This window comes from Streptomyces spororaveus (assembly GCF_016755875.1).
GTDB lineage: Bacteria > Actinomycetota > Actinomycetes > Streptomycetales > Streptomycetaceae > Streptomyces > Streptomyces spororaveus.
The window spans coordinates 5,144,846-5,163,583 of sequence record NZ_BNED01000005.1 but is presented as its reverse complement, the minus strand read 5'-3'; the positions used below and the strand labels follow the sequence as shown (position 1 = coordinate 5,163,583).

The 18,738-nt window shown below is 71.8% G+C and carries 14 protein-coding genes; 3 read left to right on the top strand and 11 right to left on the bottom strand.

What is annotated here, in order from left to right; translation table 11 throughout:
* Window positions 1–229: 229 nt before the first annotated feature.
* Window positions 230–2,992 (bottom strand): phosphoenolpyruvate carboxylase, encoded by a 2,763-nt coding sequence (gene ppc / locus Sspor_RS25770; RefSeq protein ID WP_202201247.1) that lies wholly within the window; start codon window positions 2,990–2,992, stop codon window positions 230–232.
* 355 nt (window positions 2,993–3,347) lie between these two features.
* On the opposite strand from ppc, the gene Sspor_RS25765 reads away from it, so the two are divergent.
* Entirely contained in the window at window positions 3,348–4,328 is a 981-nt protein-coding gene (locus Sspor_RS25765) for an acyl-CoA desaturase (protein WP_202201246.1), read from the top strand.
* On the top strand, window positions 4,325–4,999 hold the full coding sequence (locus tag Sspor_RS25760; RefSeq protein WP_189735476.1) for a TetR/AcrR family transcriptional regulator: 675 nt from the start codon (window positions 4,325–4,327) through the stop codon (window positions 4,997–4,999). The genes Sspor_RS25765 and Sspor_RS25760 overlap by 4 nt, the downstream gene beginning before the upstream one ends.
* 75 nt (window positions 5,000–5,074) lie before the next feature.
* Here the strand turns inward: Sspor_RS25760 and Sspor_RS25755 are convergent, their stop codons facing one another.
* Both Sspor_RS25755 and Sspor_RS25750 read right to left on the bottom strand, forming a co-directional pair.
* Window positions 5,075–5,467, bottom strand: a complete 393-nt coding sequence (locus tag Sspor_RS25755; protein ID WP_202203863.1) for a VOC family protein — start codon at window positions 5,465–5,467, stop codon at window positions 5,075–5,077.
* 2 nt (window positions 5,468–5,469) lie between these two features.
* Window positions 5,470–6,327, bottom strand: a complete 858-nt coding sequence (locus Sspor_RS25750) for a trans-aconitate 2-methyltransferase (protein ID WP_202201245.1) — start codon at window positions 6,325–6,327, stop codon at window positions 5,470–5,472.
* Between the two features lie 161 nt (window positions 6,328–6,488).
* Between Sspor_RS25750 and Sspor_RS25745 the strand changes: the two genes are divergently transcribed.
* Window positions 6,489–6,986, top strand: coding sequence for a MarR family winged helix-turn-helix transcriptional regulator (locus Sspor_RS25745; protein WP_030386194.1), 498 nt, complete (start codon window positions 6,489–6,491; stop codon window positions 6,984–6,986).
* Here Sspor_RS25745 and Sspor_RS25740 read toward each other — a convergent pair.
* From Sspor_RS25740 to Sspor_RS25705, 8 genes are all read right to left on the bottom strand, one after another.
* Window positions 6,945–7,712 carry a response regulator transcription factor gene (locus tag Sspor_RS25740; protein ID WP_202201244.1) on the bottom strand — a complete coding sequence of 256 codons (768 nt, stop codon included), beginning with the start codon at window positions 7,710–7,712 and terminating at the stop codon, window positions 6,945–6,947. The two genes, Sspor_RS25745 and Sspor_RS25740, sit on opposite strands and share 42 nt — an antisense overlap.
* A 513-nt stretch (window positions 7,713–8,225) precedes the next feature.
* Entirely contained in the window at window positions 8,226–9,185 is a 960-nt protein-coding gene (gene galE, locus Sspor_RS25735; protein ID WP_202201243.1) for a UDP-glucose 4-epimerase GalE, read from the bottom strand.
* 112 nt (window positions 9,186–9,297) lie between these two features.
* The gene (locus Sspor_RS25730; RefSeq protein ID WP_202201242.1) at window positions 9,298–9,990 is read right to left on the bottom strand and encodes a response regulator transcription factor; all 693 of its coding nucleotides are present in this window, start codon (window positions 9,988–9,990) and stop codon (window positions 9,298–9,300) included.
* A 143-nt stretch (window positions 9,991–10,133) separates the two neighbouring features.
* A complete protein-coding gene (locus tag Sspor_RS25725) occupies window positions 10,134–11,840 on the bottom strand; it encodes an outer membrane protein assembly factor BamB family protein (protein WP_202201241.1) in 1,707 nt (568 codons plus the stop codon).
* 43 nt (window positions 11,841–11,883) lie between these two features.
* Window positions 11,884–13,497 (bottom strand): outer membrane protein assembly factor BamB family protein, encoded by a 1,614-nt coding sequence (locus Sspor_RS25720; RefSeq protein ID WP_202201240.1) that lies wholly within the window; start codon window positions 13,495–13,497, stop codon window positions 11,884–11,886.
* 251 nt (window positions 13,498–13,748) lie between these two features.
* Window positions 13,749–15,368, bottom strand: coding sequence for an outer membrane protein assembly factor BamB family protein (locus Sspor_RS25715; protein ID WP_202201239.1), 1,620 nt, complete (start codon window positions 15,366–15,368; stop codon window positions 13,749–13,751).
* A gap of 77 nt (window positions 15,369–15,445) precedes the next feature.
* Window positions 15,446–17,248: an ABC-F family ATP-binding cassette domain-containing protein gene (locus Sspor_RS25710; protein WP_202201238.1), complete on the bottom strand. Its 1,803-nt coding sequence runs from the start codon at window positions 17,246–17,248 to the stop codon at window positions 15,446–15,448.
* Window positions 17,249–17,284: 36 nt separating this feature from the next.
* Window positions 17,285–18,616, bottom strand: coding sequence for an acyltransferase family protein (locus Sspor_RS25705; RefSeq protein ID WP_202201237.1), 1,332 nt, complete (start codon window positions 18,614–18,616; stop codon window positions 17,285–17,287).
* Window positions 18,617–18,738 lie beyond the last annotated feature (122 nt).

The following is an 18,738-nucleotide window of genomic DNA, read 5'->3' as shown; positions in this document are numbered from 1 at the left end:
CCCTCGACCCGCCAGGAACTCGGGATGCCGGCGGCTGCATATTCGATCGGTTCGGTGTGCCGCGGGAGACCGGGCAACGCCATGAGGTCTTCGACGACGTACCCCTCCACCGGAGGCCGAGGCCACGTTCGTCCCATGGTGCGATCCTCGTCGCTGCCGGATGCGGCGGAGCCCGGTATCCGTGTCCGTCATCGCAAAGGGTGACGGACACGGATACCGGGGCTGCGCGTCAGCCGGTGTTGCGCAGGCCCGCGGCGACGCCGTTGACCGTGAGGAGCAGGGCGCGGGCGAGCAGCGGGTCGGCTTCCTCGCCCTGGGCGGCCGCGGCGCGCTGACGGGCCAGCAGGGAGACCTGGAGGTAGGAGATCGGGTCCAGGTAGGCGTCGCGTACGGCGAAGGTCTGCTGGAGCACCGGGTTCGAGCCGAGGAGTTCTTCGGCGCCGGTGATGCGCAGGACCTCGCGGACGGTGAGCTCGTGCTCGGCCTCGATGCGCGCGAAGACGTGCTTGAGGTGGTCGGGCACGAGGGTGTCGACGTAGTGGCGGGCGATCCGCAGGTCGGTCTTGGCCAGCGTCATCTCGACGTTGGACAGGAAGTTGCGGAAGAAGTGCCAGCGTCCGCCCATCTCGGCGAGGACGTCCTCCTGGCCGGCCTCGCGCAGGGCCTTGAGGCCGGAGCCGACGCCGTACCAGCCGGGGACGATCTGGCGGGACTGGGTCCAGCCGAAGACCCACGGGATGGCGCGCAGGCCGTCGAGGCCGGCGCCGGAGTCGGGGCGGCGGGAGGGCCGGGAGCCGAGGTGGAGGTCGGCGAGCTGGTCGACGGGGGTCGCGGCGAAGAAGTACGAGGGCAGGTCCGGGTCCTCGACGAGCTCGCGGTACGCGGCGTGGGCGGCGTCGGAGACGACGTCCATGGCGGCGTCCCAGCGGGTGAGGGCCTCGTCGGACTGGCGGGGCGCGGTGTGCAGGGCGGAGGCCTGCAGGGTGGCCGCGACGGTCAGTTCGAGGTTCTCGCGGGCCAGCGAGGGGACCAGGTACTTGTCGGAGATGACCTCGCCCTGCTCGGTGACCTTGATCTCGCCTTCGAGGGTGCCCCAGGGCTGGGCGAGGATCGCGTCGTGGGAGGGGCCGCCGCCGCGGCCGACGGTGCCGCCGCGGCCGTGGAAGAGGCGCAGGCGCACGCCGTAGCGGTGGGCGACGTCGCGGAGCCGGCGCTGGGCGCGGTGGATCTCCCACTGGGAGGTGGTGATGCCGCCGAACTTGGAGGAGTCGGAGTAGCCGAGCATGACCTCCTGGACGTCGCCGCGCAGGGAGACGAGCCGGCGGTAGGAGGGGTCGGCGAGCATCTCGTCGAGGATGACGTCGGCGGCGCGCAGCTCGTCGGTGGTCTCCAGGAGCGGGACGATGCCGATCTTGGCCCAGCCGGTGTGGAGGTCGATGAGGCCGGCCTCGCGGGCGAGGACGGCGGCGGCGAAGACGTCGTCGGCGCCCTGGCACATCGAGATGATGTAGGACTCGATGACCTCGGGGCCGAACTTCTCGAAGGCGTCCTTGATCGCGCCGAAGACGCCGAGGGTCTTGGCGCCGGCGGCGTCGAGCGGTGCCGGGGTGGGGGCCAGCGGACGGCGGGAGCGCAGTTCCTTGGCGAGGAGCTTCTGCCGGTACTCGCGGGGCATGTCGGCGTAGCGCCAGGATTCCTCGCCGAGCCGGTCGAAGAGCTGGCCGAGGGCGTGGTGGTGGGCGTCGGCGTGTTCGCGTACGTCCATGGTCGCGAGCTGGAGGCCGAAGGCGGCGAGGGTGCGGATGGTGCGGTCCATGCGGCCGTCGGCGAAGAGTGCGCCGCGGTGTTCGCGCAGGGAGGTCTGGATGAGGGTGAGGTCGGTGAGCAGCTCGGCGGTGCCGAGGTAGTCGCGGCCCTCCTCGTGCGGGATGCCCTTGGCGAGGCGCTCGCGGGTGTTGAGGAGCTTCTGCCGGATGCAGGTGGCCTTGAGCCGGTACGGCTCCTCGGCGTTCAGCCGCTTGTAGCGCGGGCTGATCTCGGGGAGGCGTTCCAGGTCGGCCTGGAGGGAGGCGAGGAGTTCCTCGGTGGCTCCGGTGTAGCGGATGGAGTTGGAGAGGAGTCCGCGCAGGTAGTCGATGAGTTCGAGGGCGTCGGTGATGCCGTGCTCGTGCTGGAGGATCAGCACGTCGCGGGTGACCTCGGGGGTGACGTTGGGGTTGCCGTCGCGGTCGCCGCCGATCCAGGTGCCGAAGGTCAGCGGGCGGGTGCCGGCGGGGATCTCGACGCCGACGCGCTGGAGCTCGGCGGCGAGGTCCTCGAGGACGTCGCCGACGGCGCCGGCGTGGAGCTCGTCGAGGTAGTAGATGGCGTTGCGGGCCTCGTCGGCGGGCTCGGGGCGCACGACGCGCAGTTCGTCGGTCTGCCAGACGAGGTCGATGTTCTCGGCGAGGCGCAGGTCGTGGCGGCGGCGGTCGCCGGCGCCGGTGACGGGCTCCTCCAGCAGGGTGGCGATGCGGCGCAGCTTGTTGAGGACGCTGCGGCGGGCCGCCTCGGTGGGGTGTGCGGTGAAGACGGGGCGGACGTTGAGGTTCTTGACCGTCTCGCGCAGGTGTTCGGGGTCGGCGTCCTTCAGCATGTCGGCGGTGCGGGCGAGGAGCCCGCCTTCGGCGGCACGGTGGGCGCGCAGTTCCTTGCCGCGGTGCACCTGCTCGGTGACGTTGGCGAGGTGGAAGTAGGTGGAGAAGGCGCGTACGAGCTTGGCGGCGGTCTCCAGGTCGGTGTCGCCGAGCAGGGCGGCGGCGGCCTCGCCGTCGGTGCGGGTGAGGGCGCGGACGCGCTCGACGAGATCGAGGAGGTCCTGGCCTTCCTGGCGTACGAGGGTCTCCCCGAGGAGGTCGCCGAGGCGGCGGATGTCCGCGCGCAGTTCCGCGTTGGCGGTGGCGGCCGGGGTGACGGGGGCCTGGCCCTGGGGGGCCTGGTCAGCACTGCTCACAGGTGCGGCTCCTTGCAGTGTTCGAGCGCTACTGGGCGGTGGGCTCCCGGCGACGTGCGGTGATGCCTGCCCCGGATTACGTCCGGGGGCGGGATCTCCGCTCCTGATGCGCAGCTCGGGCTGCCCGTGCGGACCGCGCTGTCCGACGGGACACAGGATAGGTGTCCGAGGCGTGTGCCTGGGCAAACGTCTCATCAGGCGGCGCGTGAACACCTCGCGCGCGCTCCTTCTCCCGGCGCTGCCCCCCTTGCCTGCGGACCCGCCTTTGCCATACTTACGATGCCGTAGGTTACGGGTCCGTAGGGTTTCGTAACCAGGGAGCCCGCCGACTTCTCTCACCCCCCAGGGGACACCCATGACCACCAGTCCCGATCTGATCGAGGGTGGCTCCGCGCCCTCCGACCCGTCCGAGCCGTCCGCGACACTGGGCGGCGAGAGCAAGCGCTCCATCGAGCAGATCGCCCTGCTGCTGTTCATCACCGTGCCCTTCGTGGCCGTGCTGGCGGCGGTGCCGCTGGCGTGGGGCTGGGGGGTGAGCTGGCTGGACCTGGGCCTGATGGTCTTCATGTACTTCCTGGCCTGCCACGGGATTACCATCGGTTTCCACCGCTACTTCACGCACGGGTCCTTCAAGGCGAAGCGGCCGCTGCGGATCGTGCTCGCGGTGATGGGGTCGATGGCGGTGGAGGGTCCGCTGGTGCGCTGGGTGGCGGACCACCGCAAGCACCACAAGTTCTCGGACCACGAGGGTGACCCGCATTCGCCGTGGCGGTTCGGGGAGACGCTGCCGGCCCTGATGAAGGGGCTGTGGTGGGCGCACATCGGGTGGCTGTTCGACGAGGAGCAGACCGATCAGCAGAAGTACGCCCCCGACCTGGTCAAGGACCCGGCGATCCGCCGGATCTCGCGGGACTTCATCTTCTGGACGGTGTTCTCGCTGGCGATCCCGCCGCTGGTGGGCGGCCTGGTGACGATGTCGTGGTGGGGCGCGTTCACGGCGTTCTTCTGGGGGTCCCTGGTGCGGGTCGCGCTGCTGCACCACGTGACGTGGTCGATCAACTCGATCTGCCACGCGGTGGGCAAGCGGCCGTTCAAGTCCCGGGACCGCAGCGGGAACGTGTGGTGGCTGGCGGTGCTGTCGTGCGGGGAGTCCTGGCACAACCTGCACCACGCCGACCCGACGTCGGCGCGGCACGGTGTGCTGCGCGGCCAGGTCGACTCCAGCGCCCGGCTGATCCGCTGGTTCGAGCAGCTGGGCTGGGCGACGGACGTCCGCTGGCCGTCGGCGGCCCGCATCGACGCCCGGCGCAGGGAAAACGAGTCGAACGCGGCATGATGGGGGGCGTGGCGATCGACGGCAGTAATTCCAGCAGCGACAAGCCCAGGCGCGGCCGCCGGGTACGGATGACGGGCGCGGAGCGGCGCCAGCAACTGCTGGACATCGGCCGGACCCTGTTCGCGGAGAAGGGCTTCGAAGGCACCTCGGTGGAGGAGATCGCGGCGAAGGCCGGGGTGTCCAAGCCGGTGGTGTACGAGCACTTCGGCGGCAAGGAGGGGCTGTACGCGGTCGTCGTGGACCGGGAGATGCGCCAGCTGCTGGACGGGGTGACGGGTGCGCTGACGGCCGGGCACCCGCGGGAGCTGCTGGAGCAGGCGGCGTTCGCGCTGCTGGACTACATCGAGTCGTACACGGACGGTTTCCGGATCCTCGTGCGGGATTCGCCGGTCGCGCAGTCGACGGGCACGTTCGCGTCGCTGATCAGCGATATCGCCACTCAGGTCGAGGACATCCTGGGTCTGGAGTTCAAGGCGCGGGGCTTCGACCCGAAGCTGGCGCCGCTGTACGCGCAGGCGCTGGTCGGGATGGTGGCGCTGACCGGGCAGTGGTGGCTGGACGTGCGCCGGCCCAAGAAGGCGGAGGTGGCGGCGCACCTGGTGAACCTGGCCTGGCACGGGCTGGACGGGCTGGAGTCGAAGCCGCAGCTGGTGGGCCGGCGCAAGAACTGAGCGCGGAGTCCGCGGTACGACGACGGCGCCCCGTCACCGGAGATCCGGTGGCGGGGCGCCGTCGTGCGGTGCGTCTCAGGCGCAGGGTTCCGGCGCCGCGGGTTCCGGGTGGTGGCGTTCCAGGAATTCGAGCCGGTTGCCGACGGGGTCTTCCGAGTAGAAGCGGCGGTGGCCCGGCAGGTTGTCGTCCCAGACGACCGTGGCCCCCCGCTCCCGCAGTCTGCTCGCGTACGCCTCGATGTCGGTCACCCTGAGCCCCGGATGGGCCTTGCGGGCGGGCCGGAAGTCCTCTTCGACGCCGAGGTGCAGCTGGACCGGACCGGCGGCGAACCAGCAGCCCCCGCGGGCGGCGAGGACGGGCGGCTTGGGGATCTCGGTCATGCCGAGGACGTCGGTGTAGTACGCGCGGAGCCGGTCCTCCGAGTCCGGCGGCGCGGCGAGTTGTACGTGGTCGACGGCGGTCAGCACGGTCATGCCTCCTTGCGGGCTACGGCGAAGATGCGGCGGAACGGGAAGACGGTGCCGCGCGGGCCGGTCGGGTAGGCCGCGCGCAGCCGGTCGCGGTATTCGGTGAGGAAGGCGTCCACGGCGTCGCGGTCGTCGCCGAGGGCGGTGAGGACGGGCCGCAGGGCGGTGCCCTTGACCCAGTCGAGCACGGGGTCGGGGCCCTGGAGCAGCTGGTGGTAGGTGGTCTCCCAGATGTCGGCCTCGCAGCCGAGCTCGGTGAACCGGGCGAGGTATTCGGCGGGTTCGAGGAGGTGGATGTAACGGGCGCCGTGGCCGGCGAGCCGGGACCGCCAGCGCGGGGTGTCGCACTGCTGCGCGAGGAGGGCGTGGCTGGGTGCCGTGAAGTTGCCGGGGATCTGGAAGGCGAAGGTGCCGCCGGGGCGCAGTCCGTTGATCCAGGCACCGAAGGAGCCGGGGTGGTTCGGGACCCACTGGAGCGCGGCGTTGGAGACGATCAGGTCGTAGGGCTCCTCGGGCAGCCAGGTGGCGAGGTCGCCGTGGCGGAAGTCGAGGCTGCCGCCGCCGGGCGTGGGCCCGGCGTGCTCCTCCCCGGCGCGGTGGAGCATCTCGGGGGAGAGGTCGAAACCGGTGACGCGGGCCTCGGGCCAGCGTTCGGTGAGGAGGGTGGTGACGTTGCCGGGGCCGCAGCCGAGGTCGGCGATACGGGCGGGACGGTGGGGGAGCTCGGGTATGCGGGTGAGCAGGTCGAGGAAGGGCCGTGTGCGGTGGCCCGAGTGCCGGAGGTACTGCTGGGGATCCCAGGTGGGGGCGGATGGCGCGGTGGACGTGGGGGTCCCGGCGCGCGCGGTATCGGAATACATGTTCGAGCCTCCCTGCTGGCGGGGCGATCGGAAGCGGAATCCGTTCCGGCCCCCTCCATGCCCCATGCTCGCTTCATTTATATCTCGATGTCAAGATACTCGTGATCGAGATACTCGGTATGAAGAGACTTCACATCGACAGACCCCTTACACTGATCGGCATGGAGGACGAGGTCGACCGACTGGTGGCGGCATGGCGGCGGGAACGCCCTGACCTCGACGTGGAACCGCTCGAGGTACTGAGCCGCGTCAGCAGGCTCGCGCGCCACCTCGACCGCGCCCGCAGGCTGGCCTTCTCCGAGCACGGCCTGGAGCCGTGGGAGTTCGACGTCCTGACCTCGCTGCGCCGCGCCGGTGCGCCCTACCAGCTCTCCCCCGGCCAGCTGTTGACCCAGACGCTGGTCACCTCGGGCACCATGACCAACCGCATCGACCGGCTCGCCAAGAAGGGCCTCGTCGAACGGCTCCCGGACCCCAGCGACCGCCGGGGGGTCCTGGTGCGACTCACCCCCGAGGGCCGGGACCGCGCCGACCAGGCCCTTGCCGGGCTGCTGGCCCAGGAACGGGCGATCCTGGCCCAGCTCTCCCAGAACCAGCGCGGCGATCTCGCCGGGCTGCTACGCCAGTTGACCGCTCCGTTCGACAACATCCCCGGCTAGGTCCGCCGGTCGTACGCCGGCCCGCCGGGCCAGTGCCACCGCGGCCAGCGTGGAGTGCACCCCGAGCTTGCCCAGCACGTTCTGCATGTGCGTGCGGACCGTGTGCGGGGACAGGAACAGCCTCGCCGCCACGTCCTTGCGGCCCAGCCCCGCCACCATGCAGCGCAGCACCTCGTGTTCGCGCGGGGTCAGCGACTCCACCAGCCGTTCGCTGTCCGTACGGTGCTTGCGCGCCGCCGTCAGTTCCCGGAGCACCCCGGTGAGCAGGGCGGGCGGCAGGTGGGTCTCCTCGCGCAGGACCCCGCGGATCACGGCCAGCAGCCGGGAGAGCGAGCAGTCCTTCGCCACCCATCCCGAGGCTCCCGCCTGGAGCGCGAGGGCGGCCCGGCGGGGGTCGTCGCGCTCGGCGAGCACGACCGTACGGACCCCGGGGTGGGTCACCCGCACCCCTGCGACCAGCGCGATCCCGTCCGAGCCGGGATGCGGTGGCCCGGAGCCGGACTCCCGCTGGGCGGGCACGGCCCCCGGGACCGCGCCGAGATCGGCGTCGACCAGCAGGACGTCGAAGCGCCGGCCCTCGGCCGCCGCGCGTTCGAGGCAGCGCAGCGCGGCGGGGCCGCTGCCGGCCGCGGACACGTCCACGTCCGGCTCGGCCGCGAGCGCGGCTGCGAGCGATTCGGCGAAGATGCGGTGATCGTCGACGACGAGAACCCGGATACGAACCACAAAACCCCCAAGGGTAGGGGAACGGACGACGGCGGGTACGGCGCCCGGACCGGGTGATCCGCAGCTGCCCCGGCCGCCGCCGTGACATCTCTGCACTACCCCGGACCGGACGACGTACCCGACTTGTCTCGACCCCTGAATCAACACCGGCCCCCACCGGTGTCACGCATCAGCGTAGGGCCGGGGGCGTCCGGCGGTTGGCCGAATAGCAGAAGTTTTCCTCGGGATTTTCCGACGCGGGCGCTGCGAACCGGCTTGGCGGTGGCTTGAAATCGCCCGCCCCGGAGGTCCTGATGACGGCTTCGGTACCGGCGTGTGCCGCGGGCAGTTGCACGGGGGGCATTTCACCCGGCGTGTGCACGCCGGGCGCCCGCGCACGGCGCCCATCCACAGCGCACGGCCGGAACGCACACGCCCCCCGCACCGGTCGGGGTGCGGGGGGCGCGCAGGGCATGGGCACGGTCCGGACGAGGGCCCGGGGCGGACACCGGAGGTCCGGGAGGCCCAGGAGGTTCAGGAGGCGTGCGTACGCGCGAAGTTCCACGCGTCCGTGATGATCCCGGTGAGGTCCGAGCGGCTCGGGGTCCAGCCGAGGCGCTCGTGGGCCGTGCGCGCGGAGGCGACGAGCATCGCCGGGTCGCCGGCCCGGCGCGGCGCGACCACCTCGGGGATCTCCCGGCCGGTGACCTTGCGGACGGTCTCGACGACCTCGCGGACCGAGAAGCCGCTGCCGTTGCCGAGGTTGCAGATCAGGTGCTCCCCGCCGGCGGCGACCCGCAGGGCGGCCAGGTGGGCCTCCGCCAGGTCGGCGACGTGGATGTAGTCGCGTACGCAGGTGCCGTCCGGGGTCGGGTAGTCCTCGCCGAACACCGAGATCGACTCCCGCTCGCCCAGCGCGACCTGGAGGACCAGCGGGATCAGGTGCGTCTCGGGGGTGTGGCGCTCGCCGAACTGCCCGTAGGCCCCGGCCACGTTGAAGTAGCGCAGGGACACCGCGGCCAGGCCGTGCGCCACGCACTCCCCCGCGATCATGTGGTCGACGGCCAGCTTCGACGCGCCGTACGGGTTGGTCGGCGCGGTCACCGAGGACTCGGTCAGCAGGCCTTCCGTCGGCTCCCCGTAGGTGGCGGCGGTGGAGGAGAACACGAGCTTGCGCACGCCCGCGCCGCGCATCGCGGCCAGCAGGGCCAGCGTCCCGCCGACGTTGTTCTCCCAGTACTTGCCCGGGTTCACGACGGACTCGCCGACCTGCGAGGAGGCCGCGAAGTGCAGCACCGCCTCGTAGGAGGAGTCCAGGTGGCGGGCGGCGTCCTGGATCCGGCCCTCGATGAAGGCGGCGCCCTGCGGGACCCCGGCGCGAAACCCCGTGCTCAGGTCGTCGAGGACGGTCACCTCGTGCCCGGCCTCCAGAAGGTGGGCCGCGACGACGCTGCCGACGTATCCGGCGCCACCGGTTACCAGGTACTTGCTCACTCGCCTACTGCCTCTCGCGGGGGAGCACGCGCGGGTGCGTGCGCGTGCTTGGGACACTGGCTTACCCGATTCCGCGCCCACGGGGAAATCCGAGCCCGCCCCGGCCCGTACGTCAGCCGTGCGCGGCGGCCGGCGGCAGCGTGGGCAGCGCCCGGTCCAGCAGACCGGTGCGGGCGGCCAGCGCGGCCGCCTCCAGCCTCGATCCCACACCCAGCTTCATCAGCACCCGCTGCACGTGCGTACGGGCGGTGCTCGGGGCGATCTCCATGCCCGCGGCGATCAGCCGGGTGTCCTCGCCCTCGGCGACCCGGACGAGCACCTCCACCTCGCGCGGGGTGAGCAGCCGCAGGAGCCGGCTGCCCTCGTCGTCGGGCTGCGCGGCGGGGTTCAGGAGCTCCGCGAAGGCCCCCTGCAGCAGCTGCGGGGCGATCGCCACCTCACCCGCCCTGGCCTTGGCCAGGGCCCGCTCCACGCCCTCGATCCGCTCGTCCTGGCGTACGTACCCCGAGGCGCCGGCGGCGAAGGCGGCGGCGATCCCGCGCGGGCTGGGCACCGGGCCGAGGACGACCACGGCGATCTGCGGGCGCTCCCGCTTGATGCGTACGACGGGCTCGAAGACCCCGGGCTCGGCGGGGGTGGCGGTGCCGAGGAGGCACACCTCCGGCGCGCGGCTGATGACCAGCTCGGCGGCGCCCGCCGCCGGTGCCGCGGCGGCCAGCACCCGGTGGCCGCGCAGCTTCAGGGCAGAGGCCAGTGCCTCGGCCAGCAGCCGGTGGTCGTCGACCACCACGACCCGTACGCCCATCGAGGAACCACCCCCCACCCTTCTGACCCGGCAAGCTACACGCTTGTTCGACGGAGCGCGGGGGATACCGCGCAGAAGCCCCCGATCGGTACGGACCGTTCGGGGGCTTTCGGCGGTGCTGTGCGATATCGGCGCGGGTCGCGTCAGCTCGCGGTGAAGGAGACGAAGAGGTAGTCCGGGTCGGCCTTGGCCGAGTACGGCTTGGAGACCATCATGCGCGAGATGAAGAACTTGCCCTTGTGGTAGCGGTACTCGGAGTAGTCGGGCGAGAAGCCGGTCTCGGCGCGCTGGCTCGCCTTGTCCTCCGGGTTCGTCATGAGGACGGTCTCCTTCATCGTCCTGCTGTCGATGCTGACGATCTGGCCGCCCTTGTCGTACGGGGGGTACTTGTAGGCGATGATGTTCGACCCGTCCATGCGCAGCGGCGACATCGTGAACCGCTCGCCCGCGTCGGCGCGGTCGGTGGTCTGCTTGCCGGTCTCCAGGTCGAAGGAGAGCAGCTCGTTGGTGCGGCCGCTGGAGGTCTGGCCCTGGTGCTCGTACGACGGCAGGTAGATCCTGCCGTTGCCGACCACCATGTTCGAGCACTTCTCGACCTCGGTTCCGCACTTGGCGCCGAAGTCCCCGGAGGCGAGCGGGATGCGGGCCTTGAGCTCGCCCTTGGGGTCGACGACGAAGAGGTCGCTGATGCCCGTGGCGTTCTTCGCCGTCTTGCCGACGTCGGCGGCCACGATCAGGGGCTTGGTGGCGACGATGTTCGCGTCCTCGATGCCCGGCGAGAGCTTGTACGAGGCGGTGGGCGCGCCGGTGGCCGGGTCGAGGAGCTGCCCGTAGAGCGTGTAGTTGGGGCTCTGGCCGCACTTGCGGATGGCGGCGAGGGCCTCGCCTCCGGCGTAGCCGACGTCGCGGCAGCCTTCGTTGTCGATCTTGGGCAGCCACAGGGACTTGCCGTCGGCGAGGCTCCAGGCGGCGCCGCCCGCGGAGATGCCGGCCGCGGCGACGGTGTTGCCGCTGAGGGTGACGCTGGTGAGGGAGACGGGCTTGTCACCGCCGGTGGCGCTCTTGGCGTTGCCGGACCAGACGAGCTTGCCGCTCTCCAGGTCGAAGACGCCGACCTCGGTGCACTGGACGTACTTGTTCTCGGGCGTCGGCTGGGCGGCCTTGAAGATGACCGCTGCCTTGTTGTCGCTGACGTGCTTGCTGGCGCCGCAGAGCTCGCCGGGGAAGGGCAGCTCCCACTTCTTGCCGCCGTCGACGAGGTTGTAGCCGACGACCTTCGACAGGTCGGACTTGATGTACGTGGTGTCGGTCAGCCAGGAGCCGGCGACGACGGCGACATCGGCCGGGACCGGGCTCGGCACGTTGGCCAGCGGCTTCGACTTCGTGTTGGCGGGCGCCTGCTCGGTGCCGGGCACGTAGCCCTTGGCGTTGTCGCCGCTCGGGGAGGCGGCGGTGGGGTTGCTGTCGGCCTTGTCGTCCCCGCCGCCGCTGTCGCCGGAGGTGTACCAGACGCCGCCGCCGACGATGAGGACGACGGCCAGGAGGGCCGCGCCGACGATCGTCAGCTGGGTGCGCTTGTCGTTGCCGGCGCGTGCGGCCGGGGGCTGGGGGGCGGGCACGGGCGGGCCGGGAACACCGGGGGCGCCGGGCGCACCGGGCGCGCCGTACGCCGGCGGGGGGCCGGGCTGCTGCGGGTAGCCGTAGCCGGGCCCGGTCTGCGGGTAGCCGTACGCGGGCTGCGCGTCCGGTCCGGGCGGCGGCACGGGCGCTCCGAACCCGCCCGGGGGCGGGTCCTGCGGCGCGCCGAAGCCGCCGGACGGCGGCTGGCTGGGGGGCGGCGGGATACTCATCGGTTGCTGTTGCCTCTCGGTGGGCGGCTGCTCGGACGCGTGCTCACTTGCCGAAGACCATCAGGAGCTTCTCGTCCTTGTCCTGGGCCGTCAGCCGGGTCGTGGAGATGAGGAAACGGCCGTCCACGTAGTCGACCTTCGGGGAGTAGAAAGTGCTCTCGATCTGGGCGGAGACGCCCGAAGGGTGGCGCAGGAGCGCGGTGGGCGTGCCGCCGGCGGCCGGGATCGAGAGGACCTCGCCGCCTTGGTCCGTCTCGGCCCGGCGGTAGGCGATCAGCTGCCCGTTCGCGGCCTTGAGGGGCACGATGGTGCGTGCTTCCCCGGCCGGGACGCGCCACTTGGCCTTGCCGGTGGCCAGGTCGAAGGCGACGATCTCGTTGGCCTTGCCGAGGTCGGCCTTGGTGGGCAGGTAGAGGGTGCCCGCGTCGGCGACGGCGGTCGCGCAGCCCTGCAGGTCGTCGTCGTAGCTCACGCTGCACTCGGGCGAGAAGTTGCCCTCGGCGGTGAGCGTGGTGCGCTTCTGGCCGTCGGGGCCGAGGACGACGATGGAGTGCTCCTTCGTCGTCTCGTTTCCGAGGTCGAGGACGATCGGGTCGACCGAGTAGACCCGGTTGACCTTCCAGCCCTTGGGCAGGCGGTTGGTCCAGGTCTTCTTGCCGGTGACCGGGTCGGCGTCCTGGATCTCGACGGTTCCGTCGGCGTCGTAGCAGGTGGCGACGGCGATCAGCTTGCCGCCGCCGGCGGCGTAGCGGCCGGGCACGCAGCCCTCGGCCGGGCTGGCGAAGAGCTTGTCACCGGTGCTGACGCGGAAGGCGGTGGCGCGGGTGAGCCGGTTGACCGTGACGGTGTCCCCGGTCAGGGCCAGGTCGGGGTCGAGGAAGATGTCGAAGGCGCTCTCCTTCGTCACCTCCTTCGACCAGCCTTCCTTGCCCGCCTTGAGGTCGATCATCCGGATCTGGTTGCAGTCGGAGGTGTCCGTCTCGCCGTTGCGGTACATGACGACGGTCTTGCCGTCGTCGGTGGTCCGGTCGGTCATGCCGCAGATCTCTGCGGGGAAGTTGACGGTCCACTTCTCTTTGCCGTCGGCGACCGCGTAGCCGGTGACCGTCTTGCCGACGGACTTGGCGACGGTGTCGCCGACGACCCACTGGCCCTTGCTGGCCAGCCCGGCGCCGGGGCCGTCGACCTTGACGGTCTTGAGCCACAGGACCTTGTCCTCGCCCTGCTTGCGGCCGGCGTTGAGGTCCGTCGGGGCCCCGCCGCCGTCGCCGTTGCCATCGCCCTTGTCCACGGACGGGGACCCCGAGGGCTTGGCGTCGGCGGGCTCCTGCGCCACCGGCTCCGGATCCTTGTCACCGCCCGAGAACGCCACGTAGCCGACGCCCCCGAGCACGAGAACGGCGGCCACGGACGCCGCGACGACCAGAATCAGCTTCCTCCCCGGCGCCTTGCCCGGACCGGGGCCGCCGGAGCCGGTGCCGCCGGGGCCCACCTGGTGCTGCGGCACGGTGGGCGGCTGCGGCGGACAACCGGGCTGCTGGGCGTACGGGTTCTCACCCTGCGGCGCAAACCCGTACCCCTGCTGCGGCGGACCCGGCAGGTGCCCGTAACCCGAAGGCGTCGGCGGCTGGTTCGGCGGCTGGGGCAGCTCGGTCATCAGCGCACGCTTTCGGCATCGGGGAGGTCGGGGAGGATGACCTTTCTATCACTGACAGCGCTCATACATCGGGCCGGTCCGCCCCCTGTTCCCAAGGGAGGACCGGCCCGTGACGCCGCCGTTATCCGGCCAGTTGCCCCCGGGGCCCGGCGGAATCCGGACCTCCTAGGCCGGGCCGCGCCCGGCGCGCCGCCAAATGCGCGCGGACCGGGAGGAGTTCGCACGGCCCTGCGCCGGGGACCAGCGCGCGCTCACTTGCCGAAGACCATGAGGAGCTTCTCCTCCTGGCCCTGGGCCCGCAGATGGGTGGAGGAGATGAAGAACCGTCCGTCCGCGAACTCCAGCTTCGGGAGGGTGAAGGTGCGCTCGACGGGGGCCGCGGGGCCCGAGGGGTGGCGCAGGAGCGCGGTCGGGGTGCCGCCGTCGGCCGGGATGGAGATGACCTCGCCGCCCTGCTCGCGCTCCGCCTTGCGGTAGGCGATCAGCTGCCCGTTCGCGGCCTTGAGCGGGGTCAGGGTGCGCTTGTCCCCGGCCGGGGAACGCCACTTGGCCTTGCCGGTGGCCAGGTCGAAGGCGACGATCTCGTTGGCCTTGCCGGTGCCGGCCGCGGTGGGCAGGTAGAGGGTGTTCGCGTCGACGACGGCCGAGGGGCAGGTCGCCAGGGACCGGAAGAGGCCGGTGTCGCCGCAGCCGACGGCGAAGCTGCCCTCGCCCGCGAGGGTGGCGGTCTGCTTGCCGTCGGGTCCCAGGACCACGATGGAGCGCTGCTTCGTCTTCTCGTCGCCGATGTCGATGACGGTCGGGTTCACCGAGTAGATGCTGGTGACCTTGAAGTTCGCGGGGAGCCGGTAGGCCCAGCCCTTCGCGCCGGTGACGGGGTCGATGCCTTGGACCTCGGCGGTGGAGTCCTCGTCCGAGCAGGTGGCGAGGGCGATCATCCTGCCGTTGCCGGCTTCGTAGGAGTCCGCGTTGCAGCCGTCACCCAGGGGGTTCGCGAAGAGCTTGTCACCGTTGCTGATCTTGAAGGCGCTGGCGGTGCCGCCGCGGCTGACGGTGACCGTGTCCCCGGTCATGGACAGGGTGGGGCTGGTGAAGATGTCGAAGACCCCTTCCGAGGGCACCTCCTTCGACCAGACCTCCTTGCCCGACCTGAGGTCGACCACGCGCAGCTGGTTGCAGGAGGTGTTGTCCCCCTCGCCGTCGCGGTACATGACGACCGTCCTGCCCTCGGCCGTGGTCTGCGGGGCGGCGGAGCAGATCTGCGCGGGGAAGGGGAGCGTCCACCTCTCCTTGCCGTCGGCGACCGCGTAGGCGGTGAGGTTCTTCCAGAGGCTCTTGACGACGGTGTCGCCGGCGACCCACTGGGCGGCGGCGTCGACGCCCATGCCGGGGCCGTCGATCTTGACGGTCTTGAGCCACAGGACCTTGTCCTCGCCCTGCTTGCGGCCGGCGTTGAGGTCCGTCGGGGCCCCGCCGCCGTCGCCGTTGCCATCGCCCTTGTCCACGGACGGGGACCCCGAGGGCTTGGCGTCGGCGGGCTCCTGCGCCACCGGCTCCGGATCCTTGTCACCGCCCGAGAACGCCACGTAGCCGACGCCCCCGAGCACGAGAACGGCGGCCACGGACGCCGCGACGACCAGAATCAGCTTCCTCCCCGGCGCCTTGCCCGGACCGGGGCCGCCGGAGCCGGTGCCGCCGGGGCCCACCTGGTGCTGCGGCACGGTGGGCGGCTGCGGCGGACAACCGGGCTGCTGGGCGTACGGGTTCTCACCCTGCGGCGCAAACCCGTACCCCTGCTGCGGCGGACCCGGCAGGTGCCCGTAACCCGAAGGCGTCGGCGGCTGGTTCGGCGGCTGGGGCAGCTCGGTCATCAGCGCACGCTTTCGGCATCGGGGAGGTCGGGGAGGATGACCTTTCTATCACTGACAGCGCCCCTGCCCCGGGTTGCTCAGGCCTCCTCGGCCAGCTCCAGCCAGCGCATCTCCAGATCGTCGCGGCTCGCGAGGAGTTCACGCAGCTCCGCGTCGAGCTTGGCCACCTTGTCGTAGTCGGTGGAGTTCTCGGCGATCTGGGCGTGCAGGCTGCCCTCACGGTCGGACAGCTTGTTCAGCTGCCGCTCGATCTTCTGGAGCTCCTTCTTCGCGGCGCGCGAGTCCCCCGAGGCGGTGGACTTCGCGGCGCCTGCGGACGGGACGGGCGCCGGGGCGGCCGCCTCGATCATCCGCTGCCGGCGCTCCAGGTACTCGTCCAGGCCGCGCGGCAGCATTCGCAGGCTCGCGTCGCCGAGCAGCGCCATCACCGTGTCGGTGGTGCGCTCGATGAAGAAGCGGTCGTGGGAGATCACGATCATCGAGCCGGGCCAGCCGTCGAGGAGGTCCTCCAGCTGGGTCAGGGTCTCGATGTCGAGGTCGTTGGTGGGCTCGTCGAGGAAGAGGACGTTGGGCTCGTCCATCAGCAGGCGCAGGATCTGCAGCCGGCGGCGCTCACCGCCGGAGAGGTCGCCGACCGGCGTCCACTGCTTCTCCTTGGTGAAGCCGAACTGCTCGCAGAGCTGGCCCGCCGTCATCTCGCGGCCCTTGCCGAGGTCGACGCGGTCACGGACGCGCTGGACGGCCTCCAGGACGCGCAAGGACGGGTCGAGTTCGCCGACCTCCTGCGAGAGGTAGGCCAGCTTGACGGTCTTTCCGACGATGACCTTGCCCGCGGCGGGCTGGACCTCGCCCTGGGTGCGGGCGGCCTCGGCGAGGGCCCGCAGCAGGGAGGTCTTGCCGGCGCCGTTGACGCCGACGAGACCGACGCGGTCGCCGGGGCCCAGGTGCCAGGTGAGGTGCTTGAGCAGTTCCTTCGGACCGGCGTGGACGCTGACGTCTTCCAGGTCGAAGACCGTCTTGCCGAGGCGGGCGTTGGCGAACCGCATCAGCTCGCTGGTGTCGCGCGGCGGCGGCACGTCGGCGATGAGCTCGTTGGCGGCCTCGATGCGGTAGCGCGGCTTGGAGGTCCGGGCCGGGGCGCCGCGGCGCAGCCAGGCCAGCTCCTTGCGCATCAGGTTCTGCCGCTTGGACTCCTCGGTCGCGGCGATGCGGTCGCGCTCGGCGCGGGCGAAGACGTAGTCGCTGTAGCCGCCCTCGTACTCGTGCACGGCACCGCGCTGCACGTCCCACATGCGGGTGCAGACCTGGTCGAGGAACCAGCGGTCGTGGGTGACGCAGACGAGCGCGGAGCGCCGTTCCTGGAGGTGCTTGGCCAGCCAGGAGATGCCCTCGACGTCGAGGTGGTTGGTGGGCTCGTCGAGGACCAGGAGGTCCTGGTCGGCGATGAGCAGCTTGGCGAGGGCGATCCGGCGGCGCTCGCCACCGGAGAGCGGGCCGATGACGGTGTCGAGGCCCTGGCCGAAGCCGGGCAGGTCGAGGCCGCCGAAGAGACCGGTCAGGACGTCACGGATCTTGGCGTTGCCGGCCCACTCGTGGTCGGCCATGTCCCCGATGATCTCGTGGCGGACGGTCGCCCGGGGGTCGAGGGAGTCGTGCTGGGTGAGGACGCCCATCTGCAGGCCGCCGGACTGGGTGACCCGGCCGGTGTCGGGCTCCTCCAGCTTGGCGAGCATCCGGATGAGGGTGGTCTTGCCGTCGCCGTTGCGGCCGACCACGCCGATCCGGTCCCCCTCGGACACGCCGAGGGAGATGCCGTCCAGCAGGGTACGTGTGCCGTACACCTTGCTGACTGCCTCGACATTGACCAGATTGACGGCCATCAGACGCGCTCCAGGGAAAGGGTGTGGATCAGCTCCTCAGCGTAGGCCATGTCCAACCCTCCGGGCCGGGGCCGACCGTTCCACGAGGTACCAGCCGCCCAGTGCCATCGCGATCGCGGCCGGCGCGGTGACGGGCAGCGCGATCAGCGTGGCGCTGTGCCCGTCGAGCAGACCGCCGAGGCCGGTCATGGACAGGCCCAGGATGCCGAGCAGGCACAGGGTGATCCCGACGGCGGCGACGGGGCCGCCGGTGCGCCGGGCGGGGGCGGGCGCGCTCGGCCGGGGCGCCTCGAAGCGGCGGAACAGCGCGACGAGGAGACCCGTCAGCACGGCCGCGGCCGCCATCCGTACCGGGACCTGCGCCCACCAGGCGGCCGTGGCGGGGGCCGGCAGGCCGAGACCGAGGGCGAGCTGGGCCGCGTACACACCGAGCATCGCGGTCAGGTGCCACAGGAACGCGGTCATGGCGAGGCCGTTGGCCGCGACCACCGCGCGCCAGACGCGCGGGCGGCGCAGCCACGCGGTGGCGGGCCCGGCCGCCAGCTGGACGGCGCCGACGAGCCACAGGCCGTGGCAGAGCAGGGCGAGGGTGGGCGGGGCCATGTTGGAGACCTTCTCGCCGGGCATCCCGACCATGGACAGCGGGTACGGGCCATACGCCACCAGCAGGGCGGCGCAGGCGAGTCCGGCGGCGGCGAGGACGGCGGGCCTGCGGATGCGGCCGTCGGCGCGCAGGAAGCCGAGCTGGTGGACGGCGAGCCAGACGAAGGCGAAGTTCAGGAACTCCACGTAGGGCACCCCGAGGGCGAAGCGCAGTACGTCGACCAGTGCGGCCGCCCCGGCCAGCGCGGCGAAGGCGGCCCAGCCGTGGCGCTCGTGCAGCTTCAGCAGGGGCGGGGTGAAGGCGACCATCGCGAGGTAGATCCCGATGAACCACAGCGGCTGGGTGACCAGCCGCAGCGCGGCCCCCGTGAGGATGCCGCCCCCGTGTCCGGCGAGCTGCACGGCGAGCGCGGCCGCGGCCCACACCAGGACGAAGACGAGGGTGGGCCGCAGCAGGCGCTGGAGCCGGGCCCGCAGGAAGGCGGCGTAGACGGGCCCGTCGGTGCGGCGGTCCAGGGAGCGGTAGGAGAGCGCGTGCGAGAACCCGCCGACGAAGAAGAAGACGGGCATGATCTGCAGGCCCCAGGTGAGCACCTGGAGGGCCGGTACGAGGGTGAGCAGATTGCCTATGCCGTCGCCGCTGACGGCGGCCATCAGCCAGTGTCCGGCGATGACGGTGCCGAGCGAGGCGACGCGCAGCAGGTCTACGTACCGGTCGCGGGCGGCGGGGGTGGCGTCGGCGAGGTCGCGTGCGCTGGCTGTCATGGGGCCACGGTGTCCCGCGCCGGGTGTCTCCCGACAGGGCGCGGATACTCAACTCCGGCCTGAGTACCGGCCCGGGGCTCCGCCCCGAACCCCGCGCACCTTCAGCCTCGCCGGCGTTTGAG